Annotated in this window: 15 protein-coding genes; 10 read left to right on the top strand and 5 right to left on the bottom strand. The window is 32.2% G+C overall.

Annotated elements, in window-relative coordinates:
- Both BT107_RS10800 and BT107_RS10805 read right to left on the bottom strand, forming a co-directional pair.
- Positions 1-882: a DMT family transporter gene (locus BT107_RS10800; protein ID WP_072303828.1), complete on the bottom strand. Its 882-nt coding sequence runs from the start codon at positions 880-882 to the stop codon at positions 1-3.
- Entirely contained in the window at positions 879-1,232 is a 354-nt protein-coding gene (locus tag BT107_RS10805; RefSeq protein ID WP_072303829.1) for an arsenate reductase family protein, read from the bottom strand. The genes BT107_RS10800 and BT107_RS10805 overlap by 4 nt, the downstream gene beginning before the upstream one ends.
- A 102-nt stretch (positions 1,233-1,334) precedes the next feature.
- Here BT107_RS10805 and BT107_RS10810 point away from each other — a divergent pair, with 102 nt between their 5' ends.
- On the top strand, positions 1,335-1,796 hold the full coding sequence (locus tag BT107_RS10810) for a DinB family protein (RefSeq protein WP_072303830.1): 462 nt from the start codon (positions 1,335-1,337) through the stop codon (positions 1,794-1,796).
- 34 nt (positions 1,797-1,830) lie between these two features.
- On the opposite strand, the gene BT107_RS10815 is transcribed toward BT107_RS10810, so the two are convergent.
- Complete coding sequence (locus BT107_RS10815) at positions 1,831-2,580, bottom strand: DUF3298 and DUF4163 domain-containing protein (protein ID WP_072303831.1); 750 nt, start codon at positions 2,578-2,580, stop codon at positions 1,831-1,833.
- A gap of 73 nt (positions 2,581-2,653) precedes the next feature.
- Here BT107_RS10815 and BT107_RS10820 point away from each other — a divergent pair, with 73 nt between their 5' ends.
- From BT107_RS10820 to BT107_RS10835, 4 genes are all read left to right on the top strand, one after another.
- Positions 2,654-3,808: a cystathionine gamma-synthase gene (locus BT107_RS10820; protein WP_072303832.1), complete on the top strand. Its 1,155-nt coding sequence runs from the start codon at positions 2,654-2,656 to the stop codon at positions 3,806-3,808.
- 105 nt (positions 3,809-3,913) lie between these two features.
- A complete protein-coding gene (gdhA, locus tag BT107_RS10825; protein WP_072303833.1) occupies positions 3,914-5,257 on the top strand; it encodes an NADP-specific glutamate dehydrogenase in 1,344 nt (447 codons plus the stop codon).
- A 117-nt stretch (positions 5,258-5,374) separates the two neighbouring features.
- Positions 5,375-6,094: a DNA repair protein RecO gene (gene recO, locus BT107_RS10830; RefSeq protein WP_072303834.1), complete on the top strand. Its 720-nt coding sequence runs from the start codon at positions 5,375-5,377 to the stop codon at positions 6,092-6,094.
- Position 6,095: 1 nt separating this feature from the next.
- On the top strand, positions 6,096-8,507 hold the full coding sequence (locus BT107_RS10835) for a TonB-dependent receptor plug domain-containing protein (protein WP_084639218.1): 2,412 nt from the start codon (positions 6,096-6,098) through the stop codon (positions 8,505-8,507).
- Between the two features lie 71 nt (positions 8,508-8,578).
- On the opposite strand, the gene BT107_RS10840 is transcribed toward BT107_RS10835, so the two are convergent.
- Entirely contained in the window at positions 8,579-9,022 is a 444-nt protein-coding gene (locus tag BT107_RS10840; RefSeq protein WP_072303836.1) for a hypothetical protein, read from the bottom strand.
- A gap of 340 nt (positions 9,023-9,362) precedes the next feature.
- On the opposite strand from BT107_RS10840, the gene ileS reads away from it, so the two are divergent.
- From ileS to BT107_RS10860, 4 genes are read left to right on the top strand one after another with little or no spacing between them, the layout of a single operon-like run.
- Positions 9,363-12,764: an isoleucine--tRNA ligase gene (gene ileS / locus BT107_RS10845; protein WP_072303837.1), complete on the top strand. Its 3,402-nt coding sequence runs from the start codon at positions 9,363-9,365 to the stop codon at positions 12,762-12,764.
- Positions 12,765-12,768: 4 nt separating this feature from the next.
- Positions 12,769-13,152, top strand: a complete 384-nt coding sequence (locus BT107_RS10850) for a TraR/DksA family transcriptional regulator (protein WP_072303838.1) — start codon at positions 12,769-12,771, stop codon at positions 13,150-13,152.
- Positions 13,153-13,189: 37 nt separating this feature from the next.
- A complete protein-coding gene (locus BT107_RS10855) occupies positions 13,190-13,810 on the top strand; it encodes a DUF4097 family beta strand repeat-containing protein (protein WP_072303839.1) in 621 nt (206 codons plus the stop codon).
- Between the two features lie 33 nt (positions 13,811-13,843).
- A complete protein-coding gene (locus tag BT107_RS10860) occupies positions 13,844-14,482 on the top strand; it encodes a lipoprotein signal peptidase (protein ID WP_072303840.1) in 639 nt (212 codons plus the stop codon).
- Here BT107_RS10860 and BT107_RS10865 read toward each other — a convergent pair.
- Positions 14,454-15,014: a 5-formyltetrahydrofolate cyclo-ligase gene (locus BT107_RS10865; protein ID WP_072303841.1), complete on the bottom strand. Its 561-nt coding sequence runs from the start codon at positions 15,012-15,014 to the stop codon at positions 14,454-14,456. The two genes, BT107_RS10860 and BT107_RS10865, sit on opposite strands and share 29 nt — an antisense overlap.
- A 354-nt stretch (positions 15,015-15,368) precedes the next feature.
- On the opposite strand from BT107_RS10865, the gene uvrC reads away from it, so the two are divergent.
- A complete protein-coding gene (gene uvrC, locus BT107_RS10870; protein ID WP_072303842.1) occupies positions 15,369-17,159 on the top strand; it encodes an excinuclease ABC subunit UvrC in 1,791 nt (596 codons plus the stop codon).
- The last annotated feature ends 2 nt before the right edge of the window (positions 17,160-17,161 follow it).

Here is a 17,161-nt window from a genome sequence, read left to right on the forward strand (position 1 = left end):
TTAGGTTTTTTTAGTAGCTAAGTATAGCCCTAATATTACTAGGGCTGTGCCTGCAACTTTTACGGTACTTAAATCATCTTTACCTGTTACTACAGCAAACAGAATGCCTATTAATGGTTGAGCATAAGAAAACGCACTTACTGTAGATGCTTTTAACTGAGACAAACCATATACATTAAACAAGTAGGTTAAAAATGTAGTGCCTATAATTACAAATACTACTGCACAAATACCATCTACAGGTATTGCACTCCATTCTATTTCTCTAAATTCTGATATTGTAATTGGAAAACAAATTACAAGTCCAATTGTAAAAAGCCATTTTAAAAGCGTAAACATATGATATTTCTCAAGTAGTTTTTTAATTACAATTAAGTAGATTCCAAAACTAATTGCATTTATAATAAACAGAATATTTCCTAACGGAATATTTGGAGCATCTTGTCTTAATTCTGCTCCATATAATATAAGAAACAATGCGCCTACTAGTCCTAGCCCAATACCTAAGCTTTTTTGTAATGTTATTTTTTCTTTTATAAATATAGCAGACATAACAACCACCAATATAGGAACAAGTGTAATTAAAACAGCACTATTAATTGGCGTAGACAACTCCAATCCTTTAAAAAAAGTAAGCATATTAATACCCATACCTGTTAAAGCACAGATAAACATTCTGCCCCAGTCTTGACGTTCTATTTTTTGTTTTGGCATAAAGAACGAACAAGTCCAAAACAAGAACGATGCTCCTAGTAAGCGCACCATAATAAACCCAAAAGGTTTTATATAAGTTGGCATTACTCCTTTTGCAATAGTATGGTTTAACCCGTATATTGTTGTAGCACCAAGACAAGCTAATATGGCTAATGTTCTTTTGCTCAATTATGTATTTTTTCTTTAGCTGCAGCAACAACCTTTTTACTGTTACCAATAAAAATAGCATTGTCTACTATAATTACTGGGCGTTTTAAAAAAGTATAATGCTCTAGTATTAAATCTTTATAATCTGCCTCTTGTAATTCTTTATCAGCTAATCCTTTTTCTTTATATAAACGAGCTCTTTTACTAAAAAGTGACTCATAGCTACCAGATAAACTATGCATTTCTGTTACTTGCGTATCTGTAATAGTATCCGTTTTAATATCCTGTAATACAAAACCATTTAAAGGTTGTAATTCTTTTAATATTCTTTTACAGGTATCGCAAGTACTTAAATAGTATATTTTCTTCATCTTAAATTTATAATTTTTAAGTAGTAATTAGAGAAACAAAAAACTTAGTGCAAAGAAACCCAATTTGACTGAATTGTACTATTTTTATCAAAAAACATAATTTTGGAATATTTAATTGACACTTCTAAGCAGATTAGGAAAATACTATTTAAAATTTTAGAAGAAACTCCTAGAGATTTACTTTTAGAAATACCTAAGAATTTTAACAATAATATTTGGTGGAACATTGCACACGTTGTAGTTACACAGCAATTGTTGGTTTACAAATTTAGCGGTATGCCTATGCTGGTTTCTGATACTATGGTAGAAAAGTTTAAGAAAGGAACTACTCCAGATGGCACTGCTACCGATGAAGAAATAACAGAAATTAAAACACTTTTGTTTACTACTTTAGAAAAAACAGAAGAAGATTACAAAGCAGGTAATTTTAAAAACTACGATGTTTATACAACTAGTTTAAATGTTACTATTAACAATGCTGTAGAAGCTATGAAATTTAATGCTATGCATGAAGGCATACACATAGGAGCTATTTTAGCTTTAAAAAGAAACGTTTCTAAATAAAAAGAGAAAAATTAAAGAGTAATTTTAAAAAAAGTTACTCTTTAATTTTACCTTTTATAGCTAACATTTGGTTTACTTCTGCATATGGCAAAAGAACTTCTATTTGACCATCTGCATATGAGCCAACCTCGTAAGTATTGTATAAAAGTTTTAGTCCGTCTTTTGTATACCCTATATTAATAGGAAGCATAAAAACTTCTTCTTCAAACATAAAACCAGTATCATTAATAGGCACGTCTAACGGAATCTTTTCTTGCGTTCTAAACTTAGTTTCTGCTAATGTGTAAAACGCTTCTTTACTTGTAAATAAATCTTCATTATTTAAAAGCTCTCCTTTTTCTACATCAAAATTAAAAAAGATAGAAGACTCATATCCGTGAGCACCACCGGTAAACTCATACGTTTGTAATTCTATTGTAATTATTTTATCGTTTTCATACACAACAGAGCCATCTACAGTTGCTTCCCAACGTGTTGCTTCTCCTGGCAATTTTTCTTTCACACTTAAAAACTCATCATTTAAAGATGCAATAGCGTCCTCAATTGTAGTTACCTCTACTGTATCATCAAAAATTAAAAGCGAAATTATTTTTTCCTTTAGAGTTTCATTTATGATTTTAGCCACTTTTGTATCCTTAATAGACCTTGGAACATTAATTACAACTAAAGGCTTATCAATTTCTTTTTCTGTAGAAATACTTAAAGTATCAAAAGAAACTTCTTTTTTGTTATTACACCCAATTAATACGACTAAAAAAAGGAATAAGAAAAATTTATGATTCATAAGGAAATAAGATTGTTTAACAACGTTGTACTTTGCAAAGATAACGATACATTTGTGTTATAAATAGATAAGGGTGAGCAAAAAAAACTTAAAATTTAACAGCAAAACTATTCACGGAGGTCAAGAACCAGATAAGGCTTACGGATCTGTAATGCCTCCTATTTACCAAACATCTACGTATGCGCAATCTAGTCCTGGAGAGCACAAAGGATACGCATATTCTAGGAGTGCAAACCCTACTAGATCTGCATTAGAAAATGCTTTGGCTAGTATAGAAAATGGTAATTACGGGCTTGCCTTTGGCAGTGGCTTAGCTGCTATAGATGCCGTTATTAAACTTTTAAGTCCTGGTGATGAAGTTGTAGCTACAGATGATATTTATGGAGGAAGCTACCGCTTATTTAAACAAATATTTGAGAAATTTGGTATTACTTTTCATTTTATAGGAATGGAAGACACCACTACTATAGAAACTTATATTAATAAGAACACTAAACTTATTTGGGTAGAGACGCCAACTAACCCAATGATGAATATTATAGACATTGTTGCTGTTGGCAAAATTGCAAAAAAGCACAATATACTTTTAGCCGTAGATAATACTTTTGCAACTCCTTATTTACAAACACCTTTAGATTTAGGCGCAGACATAGTAATGCATTCTGCAACAAAATACTTAGGAGGTCATAGCGATGTAGTTGTTGGTGCATTGGTAGTTAAAGATAAAGAATTAGCAGATAAATTATACTTTATACAAAATGCTAGTGGTGCTATTTGCGGACCAATGGATAGTTTTTTAGTTGTAAGAGGAATAAAAACACTGCATGTTAGAATGCAACGTCACTGCGAGAATGGAAAAGCAATTGCAGAGTACTTAGCAAATCATCCTAAAGTAGAAAAAGTTTTTTGGCCCGGTTTTAAAAATCACCCAAATCATACAATTGCAAAAAGTCAAATGAAAGATTTTGGAGGAATGATTTCTTTTATTCCAAAAGGGGCAAATTATGATGATGCAATAAAAATAGTTGAAAAATTAGAGGTTTTTACTCTAGCCGAAAGTTTAGGTGGCGTAGAAAGTTTAGCAGGACATCCTGCAAGTATGACACATGCAAGCATACCAAAAGAAGAGCGAGAAAAGAGCGGTATTGTAGATGCTTTAATTAGGATTAGCGTTGGTATTGAAGACGAAAATGACCTTATAGATGACCTAAAACAAGCTATAGGATAATGATTTTATCAAAAATTTAAAAAAAGAAGGTTTAAATTATATAAATAGTATAATTTTGCCGTTATAATTTTAATTCAATAATTTAACAATTATAAAGGTTTCTATATGGAAGCAAAAATAAATGCATTTATGGATGAGGTTAAGACCCGTAACGGTCATGAGCCTGAATTTATCCAAGCGGTACAAGAAGTTGCCGAGACAGTAATCCCCTACATTGCTGATCATGATATTTACAATGGTAAAAACATTCTTTTACGTATGGTAGAACCTGAAAGATTAATTTCTTTTAGAGTATCATGGGTAGATGACAATGGAAACATCCACGTAAACAGAGGGTACAGAGTACAAATGAACTCTGCCATAGGACCTTACAAAGGTGGTTTACGTTTTCATCCAAGTGTAAATGCCAGTATTCTTAAATTCTTAGCTTTTGAGCAAGTATTTAAAAACAGCTTAACTACACTACCAATGGGTGGCGGTAAAGGTGGATCTGATTTTGATCCTAAAGGAAAATCCGATGATGAAGTAATGCGCTTTTGCCATGCTTTTATGGGTGAACTTAGTCGTCATATTGGTCCTAACACAGATGTACCTGCTGGTGACATAGGTGTTGGTGGTAGAGAAATTGGCTTCCTTTTTGGAATGTACAAAAAAATTAGAAACGAATTTACAGGTGTTTTAACTGGTAAAGGACGTTCTTGGGGTGGTTCTTTAATTAGACCAGAAGCTACCGGTTACGGTACAGTTTACTTTGCACAAAGTATGCTTAAAACTCAAGGTCATGACTTTTCTGGCAAAAACGTTGTAATCTCTGGTTCTGGTAATGTTGCACAATATGCTGCAGAAAAAGCATTACAACTAGGAGCTAAGATTTTAACTTTATCTGATTCTCAAGGTTATATTCTTGATAAAGATGGTATAGACGAAGAAAAGCTTGCTTTTGTTATGGATCTTAAGAACAACAAAAGAGGTCGTATTTCTGAGTACGTAAATAAATATCCATCTGCATCTTTCCACAAAGGAGAAACTCCTTGGAATGTTGCTTGTGATATTGCTTTACCATGTGCTACACAAAATGAGCTTGGTGGCGACGCTGCTAAGTCATTAATTAAAAACGGATGTATTTGTGTTGCAGAAGGTGCAAATATGCCTTCTACTCCAGAAGCTATTCACGAATTCCACGAAGCAAAAATATTATTTGCTCCAGGAAAAGCATCTAATGCTGGTGGTGTTGCAACATCTGGTTTAGAAATGTCTCAGAACTCTTTACGTATTAGCTGGACAAGAGAAGAAGTAGACCAAAGATTAAAAGTAATTATGGAAGATATTCATAATTCTTGTATTGAATACGGTAAGGACAAAGATGGTTACTGTAACTATGTAAAAGGAGCAAATATTGCTGGTTTTGTTAAGGTTGCAGATGCTATGTTAGCTCAAGGCGTTATTTAAACACAACTATATATTTTAAAAAGCTTCATTAAGATTTACTTAATGAAGCTTTTTTAGTTTAATCTAAAAACTACTACTATACCAAATCACTATCTTTACAATAACTAAAAACAATAAATGCAAGTAACCACCAAAGCTATAGTCCTTTCCGCACTTAAATATGGAGACAACAGCTTAATTGTAAAAGCATATACATTATCAGACGGTTTAAAATCTTATTTATTAAAAGGTGTTTTATCATCTAAAAAAGGAAAGATTAAATCTGCTTATTTTCAGCCGTTAACACAATTAGAGCTAGTTGCAGTTCATAAAAACAAAGGCACTCTAGAAAGTATTAAAGAAGCAAAGACAAGTTACCACTACCAAACACTACATACTTCTATTGCAAAAAATGCAATGACTCAATTTTTAGCAGAAATGTTAAGCAATAGTTTATTAGAAGAAGAGCCAAACGAGAACTTGTTTAACTACATAGAAGCATCTTTACAATGGCTAGATACAGAAACACAAATTGCCAACTTTCATCTACATTTTTTACTTAGTATTACCAAGTATTTAGGTTTTTACCCCGACAACCATAATGAAGATTATTTTTATTTTGATTTATTAGAAGGTAGTTTTACAAATAAACCCTCTTTAAACCCTATTTTAGAAGGGAAAAATTTAAACTACTTTAAAGTGTTTTTAGGCATAAATTTTGATGCAATACATACAGTAAAGATGAATAAAACCGATAGGCAAGATTTACTAAAGTCGCTTATTTTGTATTTTGAATTACATTTGCAAGGATTTAGAAAGCCAAAATCTCTTGTTATTTTAAATGAAATTTTTCGTTAGTATGAACAAAGCTTTTTTTATTCTTTTTTTATTCTTTTTCAACAGCAGTTTTGCTCAAGAAATTATCATTTTAGATCAGGATACAAAAGAACCAATACAAGATGTTGCTATCTTCAATTCCGATAAAAGTAAAACAGCACTAACTACATTTAATGGCAACGCAGATCTTTCCGTTTTTAATAAAAACGAACGTATTACCCTAAAGCACATTGGATATCAAACTAAAAAGACAACAAAAAATTTACTGTTAAAAAGAGGTAAAACTATCTACTTGGTTTTAGCTGTGGAAGAATTAGACGGTATTGTAATGTCTGTTTCTAAATGGGAACAACAGAAAAAAGACATACCACAAAAGGTAGTTTCAATTTCAGAAAAAACAATTGCTTTTACAAACCCCCAAACTGCTGCCGACCTTCTGCAGAAAAGCGGAAAAATATTTGTACAAAAGAGTCAACTTGGTGGAGGAAGTCCTATGATTAGAGGGTTTGCGACTAACAGATTATTAATAACTGTAGACGGCGTACGTATGAACAACGCTATATTTAGAGGTGGAAACTTACAAAACGTTATCGCTATAGATCCTTTTTCTATAAACAATACCGAGGTTATTTTTGGTCCTGGATCGGTTATTTATGGTAGTGATGCTATTGGTGGTGTTCTAAACTTTTATGCTAAAAAACCCGTATTCTCAAAAACTGAAGAAGCAAATATATCTGGCAATACCACATATAGATTTTCTACTGCCAACTCAGAAAACACAATACACGCAGACATAAACTACGGCAAACAAAAATGGGCTTTTTTAACTAGTGTTACTTATAGTGATTTTGACGATTTAAAAATGGGTGAACATGGTCCTGATTCTTACTTAAGACAAAATTATGCAGAGACTATAAACAATGAAGACGCACTAACAATTAATAGCAACCCTAAAAAACAAGTAACGTCTGGCTACAACCAAATTAACGCAATGCAGAAAATTGCATTTAAACCAAATAATAACTGGAATTACGAGTTAGGATTGTATTTTTCTGAAACATCTGACTTTAGTAGATACGACAGACTTATTAGACCTTCTAAAGACGAAACTGGGTTGCGTTCTGCAGAATGGTATTATGGCCCACAAGAGTGGTTTATGAGTAAAATAGGGATGCAACACCAAGGCAAAGGCAAATTTTACGACAGGTTAAAAATAAACGCAGCATATCAGCATTTTGGAGAAAGCAGGAACGATAGAGACTTTGGTTCTACAACATTAAATACAACAGAAGAAAATGTAGATGCATTTTCTACTAATATAGATTTTGAAAACAAAAGAATTGGAGACTTACGTCTTTATTACGGCTTAGAATATGTATTTAACAAAATAAACTCTAAAGGCTTTGAAACCGATACAGAAAGTAAACAGATTACAAATGCAGCATCTAGATATCCAGACAATTCTAGATGGCAAACAACAGCCGGCTATATTAACGCTGAGTACAAAGCTAAACCTAACCTAACACTGTTGTCTGGTTTACGCTATAGTCACGTTTGGATTAATGCTGAATTTGACAAAACATTTTACCCTTTTCCTTTTGACGATGCAAACTTAAATACGGGCGCATTAACAGGAAGCATTGGACTAAGCTGGTTTCCTAAAGAAAGTTTTCAGGTTACATTTAATGGATCTACAGGTTTTAGAGCTCCCAATATAGACGATGTTGGTAAAATTTTTGATTCGGAACCTGGCTCTGTAGTTGTTCCTAATCCAGATTTAGAGGCAGAATACGCATACAATGCTGATTTAGGAATTCAAAAAAACTTTAACGACAAGGTTATTATTAAAGGAGCTGTATTTTATACTTACCTAGTTGACGCCTTAGTGCGCAGAGATTTTACTTTTAATGGTGAAACCGAAATTGAATACCACGGAGAATTAAGTAACGTACAAGCAATACAAAATGCAGCCAAGGCTTATGTTCATGGGTTTGAATTTGGAGTAGATGCCTATTTCACAGAACACCTATCACTATCATCTAACTTAACTTTTACAAAAGGTATTGAAGAGGAAGAAGATGGAACCGAATCTCCTGGTAGACACGTAGCACCAACTTTTGGAGATGTACATTTAATCTGGAAAAACGATAAATTAAAAACCGATTTATTTTTCAACTTTAATGGTGAAGTTTCATACAACAACTTATCATCATCAGAACGTAGTAAAGATTACATTTATGCAACAGACAGTAACGGAAACCCATACAGTCCTAATTGGCAAACTTTAAATTTACACACGAGTTATCAAATCACAAATAAAATAAAAGCTACTCTTGGCTGGGAAAATATTACAAACCAACGCTACAGAACATACTCATCTGGTATTGTTGCGCCAGGCACAAATTTAATTTCATCTATTAGTTATCAATTTTAAAAAGTTTAAGGCATAAAAAAAGCCCGATTAAGTTAATAATCGAGCTTTTAAAGTATATTTAAAAATATATCTTAGTTAGTCATTTTAGTTGCATATTCTTGCAATTCTTTAGACTTAGCTGTCATATATTCAGTTAACTTTTTAGCATCATCAGCAGAAAGATTTTTCATAACCTCTTGAGATTTAGTAGCTAACTCTTGAGATTTAGTACCAAGTGCAGCAAGAGCTGTCATATTTTTGCTTTCAGCAGCTTCTTTATATTCATTAACGTATTCGTCATATGTTTTAACGTATTCTGCTACTGCAGCATCATCAAAACTTGGAACACCGTCAACAGCTTCAGTTACAGCTTCTTTAGTTTCTTCAACAACCTCTTTAGTTTTGTTTGCAGTGTCTTCTGCAGCTTTTTCTACTTCTTCAGTAGCTTCTTTTGCTTTATCAGTAGCTTCTTTACAAGAAACAAATGATACACTTAAAGCTAACATTAATGCAGAACCTAAGATTAATTTTTTCATTCTTTTTTAGTTTTTATTGTTTGTTATGTTATACCTAATCTACGTGTTAAAACATATTTTAGATGTGCAAACCTAAAAAAAACTTTGGTATTTATGTTAAGAAAAGCCTAAAAACTTCAATAATTGTTTAAAACATAACGTTTTATAAACGTTAAAAAACCATTTTTATTTCTTACAAAAACCATCTCTTTTACCCACAAAACAAAAAATAATTAACCTAAATTTTATTAAAAAAAAGGAAAGCAATAAAAAGACTACGCTTTTGTATTTTGAAAAACTATTATTCACTCAAAATTCATTAGTTTTGCAAACTTAAAATGTAGTACCAGAAGCACTTAATATGAAGTTTGAGGAATATAAAGGATTAGACCTACCAAAAGTAGCAGAGAACATACTAGAATATTGGAAAGAGAACAATATTTTTGAAAAAAGTGTTACCAATAGAGAAGGCAAAGAGGGATATGTATTTTTTGAAGGCCCGCCGTCTGCAAATGGTATGCCTGGCATACACCACGTAATGGCGCGTACTATAAAAGATATTTTTCCTCGTTATAAGACCATGAAGGGATATCAAGTTAAGCGTAAAGCTGGCTGGGATACCCATGGTTTACCTATAGAACTTGGTGTAGAAAAAGAATTAGGTATCACCAAAGAAGATATTGGCAAAAAAATATCTGTAGAAGAATACAACGCTGCTTGTAAAAAAGCGGTAATGCGTTACACAGATGCTTGGAACAAAATGACTGAGCAAGTTGGGTATTGGGTAGATATGGAAGACCCATACATAACATACAAGTCTAAATATATGGAATCTGTTTGGTGGCTACTAAAACAGATTTACAACAAAGACCTTATTTACAAAGGGTATACAATACAACCATACTCTCCTAAAGCGGGCACAGGACTTAGTTCTCATGAACTAAACCAACCTGGCACCTACCAAGATGTTACAGACACAACGGTTACTGCTCAATTTAAAGCTAATAAAGAAACATTACCAAAAGCATTTAAAGATGTAGATGGCGATATCTTTTTTATTGCCTGGACAACAACACCTTGGACCTTACCATCTAACACAGCCTTAACTGTTGGTCCTAAAATAGAATATGTTTTAGTACAAACTTTTAATCAATATACGTTTGAACCTATTAAGGTAGTACTTGCAAAAAGTTTATTAGGCAAACAGTTTAGCGGTAAATTTATAGCTGCAGAAAGTGACGATGATTTTACAAACTACACTTCAGCAGACAAAAAAATACCATATAAAGTTTTAGCAGAAGTTAAAGGTACAGATCTTGTAAATGCTACTTATGAGCAATTAATGGATTATGTATTACCTTACCAAAATGCAGAAAATGCATTTAGAGTAATATCTGGCGATTTTGTTACTACGGAAGATGGTACTGGTATAGTACACACTGCCCCAACTTTTGGTGCAGATGATGCAATGGTTGCTAAACAGGCAACACCAGAAATACCACCAATGTTGGTGTTAGACGAAAATGACAATCCTGTTCCTTTAGTAGATTTACAAGGTAAATTTAGAAAAGAACTAAAAGAACTTGGCGGCAAATATGTTAAAAACGAATATTACAACGATGGTGAAGCACCAGAGCGTTCTATAGATGTAGAAATCGCCATAAAATTAAAAGAAGAAAACAGAGCATTTAAAGTAGAAAAATATGTGCACAGTTACCCTAACTGCTGGCGCACAGACAAACCTATACTTTATTACCCACTAGACTCTTGGTTTATTAAGGTAACAGATGTAAAAGATAAAATGTTTAACCTAAACGAAACTATAAACTGGAAACCTAAATCTACAGGTGAAGGACGTTTTGGTAACTGGTTAGCAAATGCAAATGACTGGAACCTATCTAGATCTCGCTATTGGGGTATTCCTTTACCAATTTGGAGAACAGAAGATGGTAAAGAAGAAATAATAATTGGTTCTGTTTCTGAGTTAAAAGAGGAAATGGCCAAAGCATTAAAAGCTGGCGTTCTTGAAAAAGATATTTTTGAAGATTTTGTTGTAGGTGATATGTCTGAAGACAACTACGACAAAATAGATCTTCACAAAAATATTGTCGATCAAATTACATTAGTTTCTGCTAGCGGAAAACCAATGAAAAGAGAAAGTGACTTAATAGATGTTTGGTTTGACAGTGGCTCTATGCCTTATGCACAATGGCACTATCCTTTTGAAAACAAAGAATTAATAGACGACAACAAAGCGTATCCTGCAGATTTTATAGCTGAAGGCGTAGACCAAACTCGTGGCTGGTTCTATACACTACACGCTATTTCTACAATGGTTTTTGATTCTGTTGCATATAAAAACGTAGTATCTAACGGTTTGGTTTTAGATAAAGACGGTAAAAAAATGTCTAAGCGTTTAGGTAATGCTGTAGATCCTTTTGAAACTATGAACGAGTTTGGACCAGATGCTACTCGCTGGTACATGATCTCTAATGCAAACCCTTGGGACAACCTAAAGTTTGACCTAGAAGGTATTGCAGAAGTAAAAAGAAAGTTCTTTGGTACATTATACAACACCTACTCTTTCTTCTCACTTTACGCTAACATAGATAACTTTAGCTACACAGAAGAAGATATCGCTTTAGAAGAGCGTCCAGAGATAGACCAATGGATATTATCAGAATTACACACCCTTATTAATAAGGTAGATTTAGCTTACGAAGATTACGAGTCTACAAAAGCAGCAAGATTTATATCTTACTTTGTACAAGAAAACTTAAGTAACTGGTACGTTCGTTTATGCAGAAGACGTTTCTGGAAAGGAGATTACCAACAAGATAAAATATCTGCTTACCAAACATTGTATACTTGTTTAGAAACAGTAGCTAAATTATCGGCTCCTATTGCTCCATTTTTTATGGACAGACTTTACAAAGACTTAACTCAGGCAACCACTAAAGAAAATGCTGAAAGTGTACATTTGGCTGACTTTCCAAAATACAATGAAGACTTAGTAAATAAGGATCTTGAAAGTAAAATGGAAAAGGCACAGACAATATCGTCTCTAGTATTATCTATTCGTCAAAAAGAAAAAATAAAAGTACGCCAACCATTACAAAGAATAATGGTTCCTGTATTAGACGAAAAGCAAAAACACGAGATAGAAGCTGTAGCAGATTTAATTAAGTCTGAAGTAAACGTAAAAGAAATAGAGCTTTTAGATGATGCCTCTGGCATATTGGTAAAACAAATAAAACCAAACTTTAAAACTTTAGGCCCTAAGTACGGTAAGGATATGAAGCTGATTGCCAATGCAGTAAGTAAATTAGACCAAGATGACATCCAAAAAATTGAGCAAAACGGCGAAATAATTATTGCAATTGAGAATAAAAGTATTAATTTACAGCTGCAAGATGTAGAGATTTTGTCTCAAGATATAGAAGGATGGTTAGTTGCTAGTTCTGGTAGTTTAACTGTTGCTCTAGATGTTACAATTAGTGAAGATCTTAGAAAAGAAGGTATTGCTAGAGAACTAGTAAACAGAATACAAAATCTAAGAAAAGAATCTGGTTTTGAAGTAACAGACAAGATTGATATAAAAATATTAAAAGATGGTTATGTGGAGAATGCTGTTGCAGACAACATAGCTTATATTAAAACTGAAACATTAACAGCGGAACTTAATTTTGAGGAAAAACTGGACAATGGCACAACAATTGCTTTTGATGAAGTAAATACAAAATTGTTTATCCAAAAACATTAAAACTATGGCGCAAGAATTAAACGTGAGATACGGCGATAAAGACTTAGAAGAATTTAAAGTTCTTATTACTGAAAAAATTGACAAAGCTAAAGAGCATTTAGAACTTTTAAAAAGTGCTTATATGAATGATGGTAATAACGGTACAGATGATACTTCGCCAACATTTAAAGCTTTTGAAGAAGGCTCACAAACAATGAGCAAAGAAGCAAATACACAATTAGCTATTCGTCAAGAAAAATTTATTCGCGATTTAAAGAATGCAATATTACGTATAGAAAACAAAACATATGGTGTATGCAGAGTTACTGGTAAATTAATAAACAAAGAACGTTTAAAACTAGTACCACACGCAACACTTAGCATAGAAGCTAAAAATATGCAGAAATAAACAAACGCCCTTTTTAGGGCGTTTTTTAATACATTAAATGAAATCCCTTATAATTATATTAATTGCTTTTTCTTTCAATTTTTTGGTTGCCCAAAAAATTGTAGAAAAATCTGTTCTTAACGATCATATTTCTTTAATTAATATTAATTCTGAGAACTGTTACGATGTTACTTTAGAAACAGCCAACACAAATGACGTTACTGTCTCTGCCACCATAGATGGTGAATATCAAAAAGACTTACTTTTAGAAATTAAAGAAGAAGCTTCTAGCGTATTTATTACCACAGGCTTTAGTCCAACATTTACCAACCCAAATGATAAGCTTAGCGCACACAAAGTAATATCTATCTCTTTACATATTGTTTTACCAAACTACAAAAATGTAAGAGTGTATGGCAAGAGTTCTAATATAACAGCTTCTGGCAAGTATAAAAATATAGACATATCCTTATCAGACGGTTATTGTCTTTTAAAAAATATTAAAGAGACAATTTCTGCAACTACACAAAGTGGCAATATTATAGTAGAAAGTAATAATGCTAACGTAACAGCAAAATCTAAATACGGAGAAATTGTTACTGATAAACTTACAAAAGGCAACATAATTTTCAACTTATCTACCATTACAGGAAACATACACATCTCTAAAACCAAATAATTGTCTATTTTTGCCAGATCTATCTTGTAAAGAATGACTTTAAAAAAATCTGCCCTAATTGTAATACTAATTTTATTAGTAGACCAAATAAGTAAAATATATGTAAAAACAACTTTTACATATCAACAATCTGTTGAAGTATTTAGTTGGTTTAAAATACTATTTATAGAAAACGAAGGAGCTGCTTGGGGCGCCAAGTTAAGCGATATATTTCCTATAGCAGATAGCACAGGAAAATTAATACTTACAGTATTTAGATTGTTTGCTGTTGGTGGTATTGGCTATTGGTTGTTTGATACAATTAAAAAACAAGCTCCTAAAGTATTAATACTAGCGGTATCTCTAATATTTGCAGGTGCATTAGGTAACATTATAGATTCTGTTTTTTACGGTGTTCTTTTTGACGAAAGCTACGGTAAGGTTGCTACATTATTTTCTGATGACGCGTACAGCAGTCTTTTCCATGGTAAAGTAGTAGATATGTTATACTTCCCTATAGTACAAGATGCAGTTTGGCCTTCTTGGATACCAGTAATTGGCGGTAATACATTTAGCTTTTTTGAGCCTGTTTTTAATGTTGCAGACACAGCTATTAGCACTGGTGTTGGTATACTTTTAGTCTTTAATAAAAAGGCTTTTGGTTCTAAAAATGATAAATCTGTTGAGGCGTAACACAGTAATCTAAAGGTACATCGCCTTTATAAACATCTGTAATTGCTTCCTCAGCTTCAAAAAAAGATAATCCTATTTTTATTACATCAGCTTTACAGTCACTTAAAAACTGATCGTAAAAACCTTTGCCATACCCTATTCTATTTCCTTTTTTATCAAAAGCTAAAAGAGGAATAAAAACTACATCAATTTTTAAAGGACTAATTTCTATACCATCTAAAGGTTCTGGCACATTGTATTTGTTTTTTTTAAGCACAGTACCATCTGTGAGCAAATAGTTTGTAAGCGTAGTATCTGCATTCATTTTAGGTAAAATAATATGTTTGTCTTTACCTTGTAAAATAGAAAGTATTGTACTGGTATCTATTTCTTTTTTCTCTTCAATCGTTAAAAAAATATGATAATAATTAAAATCCCAAATTGGCATTTTTAATAACTGATTTGCTATTTCTATGCTTTTATCTTCAGACTCGTCAATAGATAAGTTTTTTCTTAACTCTATATACTTGGCTCTTAATTCTTTTTTAATCATTGGTATGTTTAGTGCTGTCCTTATTATCAGATGATATAGCTTCGTAAATTACCAAAAAAATCATCATTATTAAATAAGCACCCATTGCCACAACGTATAACTCCATGCTTTTCAAAAGTTTAAGTCTACAATGTAAACAAAAATATTTTATTATTATCGATTAAATGCATAGTTTTTGCGTTAAAAGGATTTTTAAGATGAAGAATACTACCTATGTACAGATATTCTTAACAATACAAAACGCTTGTAAACATACATAAATTGATATCGTTAAATTTTAAAAAATCATAGTTAGATCTTTAAAAACATAGTATTTTCACTATATTAAACTAGAGAAGAGAATATTTTTATTTTATGTCGGAAACAATTTCCATAAAACTACAATTAAGCACATTACCCGCTAATCCGGGTGTATATCAATTCTACGATAAAGACGAAAAAATATTATACGTAGGTAAAGCTAAAAATCTTAAAAAAAGAGTTAGCTCCTATTTTAATAAGAATCACGAGTACGGAAAAACTAAGGTTTTAGTAAAAAAAATAGTTTACATAAAACACATTGTAGTAGATACTGAGTCTGACGCTTTACTACTAGAAAACAACCTAATAAAAAAATACCAACCTAGATACAATGTTTTATTAAAAGATGATAAAACATACCCTTGGATTTGCATAAAAAACGAACGTTTTCCGCGTGTATTTTACACAAGAAACCTAATAAAAGATGGTTCTGAGTATTTTGGCCCGTATACAAATATGAAAACCGTACGAGTTTTACTAGACCTTATAAAAAGTGTTTACCCTTTGCGGACTTGCAATTACGACTTATCTGCGGATAAAATTAACGCATACAAATACAAGGTTTGCTTAGAATACCACTTGGGCAATTGCAAAGGCCCCTGCGAAGGTCACCAAAGCACAGAAGAATACCAGAGACAAATTGTAGAAATTAAAGATATACTTAAAGGAAATTTTAAATCTTCTTTACATTATTTTAAAACACAAATGAAACAATTAGCCTCAGAAATGAGGTTTGAAGAAGCACAGGATATAAAAGAAAAAGTAGAGGTCTTAGAGAATTATCAGGTTAAAACAACCATTGTAAATCCTAAAATTAATAATGTAGATGTATTTTCTATTATTTCTGATGAAAGCTTTGCATACATAAACTTTTTGCAATTATCGCATGGCGCAATAATAAGGTCGCACACACTTGAGTTAAAGAAAAAATTAAATGAGTCTGATGAAGAATTACTTCAATTAGGCATTATAGAAATAAGACAACGTTTTAAATCTCATTCTAGAGAAATATATTTACCATTCCCAGTAATAGTAGACAAAGATTTAAAAGTCACTATACCTAAGTTAGGTGATAAAAAAAGAATATTAGAGCTATCTGAAAGAAATGCCAAGTATTTTAGAATGGAGCGTTTTAAGCAAATAAAAGTTACCGACCCAGACAGACACACCAATCGTATTATGGCGCAAATGAAAACAGATTTGCGTTTATCTCAAGAACCAAGACATATAGAATGTTTTGACAATTCTAACATACAAGGCACAAACCCTGTTGCAGCTTGTGTCGTTTTTAAAAATGGCAAACCTGCAAAAAAAGAGTATCGCCATTTTAATATAAAAACGGTTGTTGGCCCAGATGATTTTGCTTCTATGGAAGAGGTTGTTTTTAGGCGCTACAAAAGACTACTAGAAGAAGAGCAACCATTACCGCAACTTATTATTATAGATGGCGGTAAAGGACAATTATCATCTGCTCTTAAAAGCTTAGATCTTTTAGGACTTAGGGGCAAAATAGCGATAATAGGTATTGCCAAAAGATTAGAAGAAATTTATTTCCCAGGCGACTCAATTCCGTTATATTTAGATAAAAAATCTGAAAGCTTAAAAATAATTCAGCAATTACGAAATGAAGCCCACAGATTTGGAATTACTTTTCATAGAACAAAAAGAAGCAATGCCGCTATAGACTCTGAACTAGAAAGTATAGATGGTGTGGGAGAAAAAACCGCTACAGACCTTTTAAAAACATTTAAGTCTGTAAAAAGAATAAAAGAAGCTAGCATAGAAAAATTAGCTGAAGTAGTTGGCGTATCTAAAGCAAAAAAAATATATAACACCTTTCATTAAAA

This window comes from Cellulophaga fucicola (assembly GCF_900119145.1).
In the GTDB taxonomy this organism is placed as follows: domain Bacteria; phylum Bacteroidota; class Bacteroidia; order Flavobacteriales; family Flavobacteriaceae; genus Cellulophaga; species Cellulophaga fucicola.

Excerpts from the sequence above, each read along its gene's own strand:
- recO (WP_072303834.1), top strand. The coding sequence starts at position 5,375 with ATGCAAGTAACCACCAAAGCTATAGTCCTTTCCGCACTTAAATATGGA.
- BT107_RS10835 (WP_084639218.1), top strand. The coding sequence starts at position 6,096 with ATGAACAAAGCTTTTTTTATTCTTTTTTTATTCTTTTTCAACAGCAGT.
- BT107_RS10815 (WP_072303831.1), bottom strand. The coding sequence starts at position 2,580 with ATGAATCATAAATTTTTCTTATTCCTTTTTTTAGTCGTATTAATTGGG.
- BT107_RS10865 (WP_072303841.1), bottom strand. The coding sequence starts at position 15,014 with ATGATTAAAAAAGAATTAAGAGCCAAGTATATAGAGTTAAGAAAAAAC.
- BT107_RS10850 (WP_072303838.1), top strand. The coding sequence starts at position 12,769 with ATGGCGCAAGAATTAAACGTGAGATACGGCGATAAAGACTTAGAAGAA.
- ileS (WP_072303837.1), top strand. The coding sequence starts at position 9,363 with ATGAAGTTTGAGGAATATAAAGGATTAGACCTACCAAAAGTAGCAGAG.
- gdhA (WP_072303833.1), top strand. The coding sequence starts at position 3,914 with ATGGAAGCAAAAATAAATGCATTTATGGATGAGGTTAAGACCCGTAAC.
- uvrC (WP_072303842.1), top strand. The coding sequence starts at position 15,369 with ATGTCGGAAACAATTTCCATAAAACTACAATTAAGCACATTACCCGCT.
- BT107_RS10855 (WP_072303839.1), top strand. The coding sequence starts at position 13,190 with ATGAAATCCCTTATAATTATATTAATTGCTTTTTCTTTCAATTTTTTG.
- BT107_RS10805 (WP_072303829.1), bottom strand. The coding sequence starts at position 1,232 with ATGAAGAAAATATACTATTTAAGTACTTGCGATACCTGTAAAAGAATA.
- BT107_RS10840 (WP_072303836.1), bottom strand. The coding sequence starts at position 9,022 with ATGAAAAAATTAATCTTAGGTTCTGCATTAATGTTAGCTTTAAGTGTA.
- BT107_RS10860 (WP_072303840.1), top strand. The coding sequence starts at position 13,844 with ATGACTTTAAAAAAATCTGCCCTAATTGTAATACTAATTTTATTAGTA.